At 54.6% G+C, this 1,864-nt stretch carries 1 protein-coding gene, 1 tRNA gene and 1 pseudogene; 1 reads left to right on the top strand and 2 read right to left on the bottom strand.

Features of this window, described 5'->3' with window-relative positions; all coding sequences use genetic code 11:
* Together HMPREF2565_RS13505 and HMPREF2565_RS09280 are read right to left on the bottom strand one after the other, a co-directional pair.
* Window positions 1–283 (bottom strand): annotated as a pseudogene (locus HMPREF2565_RS13505) (IS256 family transposase); the annotation flags it as partial.
* 281 nt (window positions 284–564) lie between these two features.
* On the bottom strand, window positions 565–1,479 hold the full coding sequence (locus HMPREF2565_RS09280; RefSeq protein WP_071407213.1) for a polysaccharide deacetylase family protein: 915 nt from the start codon (window positions 1,477–1,479) through the stop codon (window positions 565–567).
* A 187-nt stretch (window positions 1,480–1,666) separates the two neighbouring features.
* On the opposite strand from HMPREF2565_RS09280, the gene HMPREF2565_RS09275 reads away from it, so the two are divergent.
* A tRNA-Ala gene (locus tag HMPREF2565_RS09275) sits at window positions 1,667–1,739 on the top strand.
* Window positions 1,740–1,864: the final 125 nt, after the last annotated feature.

Below are 1,864 nucleotides of genomic sequence, written 5' to 3'. Positions count from 1 at the left end.
CAGTAGACGTGGGCACGGTGATAAACCACAAAAGCTTGAACCATCGGGTCAACGTTCGTCTGGTTACCCCAAGGCGTTTAGCTAAATGGTCTGCGGATTCACCGGAAAGAATCCAGTCAATAAAGATTTTGAAGTGCCGAATCTCGCTGGTGTGTGCGCGGGTATTAATCGATGAAACGTTGCACTGAGGACACAGCCAGCGTTGGGTTCCTGCCGCGGTTTTGCCGTTCTTAACCAGTCCGTGGCCGCACATGTCACACGACGGCCGATTCCTATTAGCCATAGGAATTGGCCTTACCGCACCAGCAGCAGTCCTCCTATCACAGACCTAGGACTATCCGGTGTTGATTCCATCGATCGGGCTGTTGGAACCGATTCAAAATCAAGATCACCGCATTATCCCAGGCTGTTCCAGGAAACCGTACCGGTTTATCCACACGAAATGTCCCTTAAGCCAGGGCTGCGACCTCAGACGGATCTACGCAAAGACAATGCCGTAGGGCAAGCTACTTGTGTTAGCTTGCACCTACGGCATGAGTTGATGTTGGGTTGTTACCTTGTGGTCTACCTGCTGAGGTACTGGCGTCCAGGTTCAGGGTTAGGGATTAGGGTGTCCAGCGATACTGGCTCTAAACCTCTGGCCCGGAGGCCGTCAATAACGCATGGGGCGGCATCAACTGTCGTGACGTGAATGTCATGCATGAGGATGATGTCGCCTGCTTGGGCGCCGTCTACGGCTGCAGCGCAGATATGGTCGGAGTTGCGGTCCTTCCAATCTAGGGTGTCTACACTCCACAGGGCTTGCGCTTGTCCGTTGTTCTTGGCCGCGTTAGCGACTGTCTGGTTCGTTGCACCGTAGGGTGGTCGCACCCAACGAGGGCTTTCGCTAGTTGCTGCCTTGATGGCTGCGGCGCCTGATTTGATTTCGGCCTCAACCTCATTCGCGGGAAGCTTGTCTAGTTCGCGGTGTGTGTCGGTGTGGTTGCCCACGGTGTGGCCCTCCGCTTTCATACGGCGGAGGAGCTCGGGATGGGAATAGGCATGAGGAGCTAGGACCATGAAGCTAGCGTGGGTGTCCTTGGCCTTCAAGGTGTCGAGAAGCTGGCCCGTCAATGCATCGGGGCCATCGTCGTAAGTGATGGCTACACAATTAGAGCAGGTTTCGTCCGCTATTGATTGGGACTTCGCCTTCTCAGTCTGGTTGGGATTGTCTGCTTGTGGCGTGGTGCTCTGGGTCGCCGCCGGGCGTGAGGACCCGGCAAAGACGGCATTGTTCTGAAGCTCCTTGGGCAGCGCCTTGTAGGCCTCGTACTCAATGCGGTCTACTTCTTTGCGCATGTCCTGCACAGTCGGAAATTGTGGCTGTGGGATGGATGGCTGCGGGAGCGGGGGCAGCTCCTGGGCAGTTGCTTGCTGTGGGACCGTGACGGTGGCAGCCAACGTGAGTGCGGCTACGGAGCGCAGGAATATTCGGCGCATGACAACCTTCCACTTAAGTTTCAGAGACGACTCATTGTCCCTCTTTCGCGTGCTGTATTCCGTGGTGACACGCAACTAATGAGGTGTGAGTTAACTAAAGTGACGAAAGTTACCGCGCTTGGTGGGGACTATGCTGCCAGTCATGATTTCGTAGATGGGCGCACAAGGAGTACGCTATGTAGCTGCTGGGGCATTAGCTCAATTGGTAGAGCATCTGCTTTGCAAGCAGAAGGTCAGGAGTTCGATTCTCCTATGCTCCACAAGGCGCTCACTGTGTGAGCGCCTTTTATGTTTTCTGCTCAGGTTTTCTGCTGGTTGATCAGTTTTCTTCTGATGTGGCCTTATTGATGTCTTTGGCTTAAGGGACATTTCGTGTGGATTTGCG

It is taken from the genome of Corynebacterium sp. HMSC072A04, assembly GCF_001809235.1.
Taxonomy (GTDB): domain Bacteria; phylum Actinomycetota; class Actinomycetes; order Mycobacteriales; family Mycobacteriaceae; genus Corynebacterium; species Corynebacterium hiratae.
The sequence above is the reverse complement of the archived record's forward strand: the minus strand, read 5'-3'. Positions and strand labels throughout refer to the sequence as shown.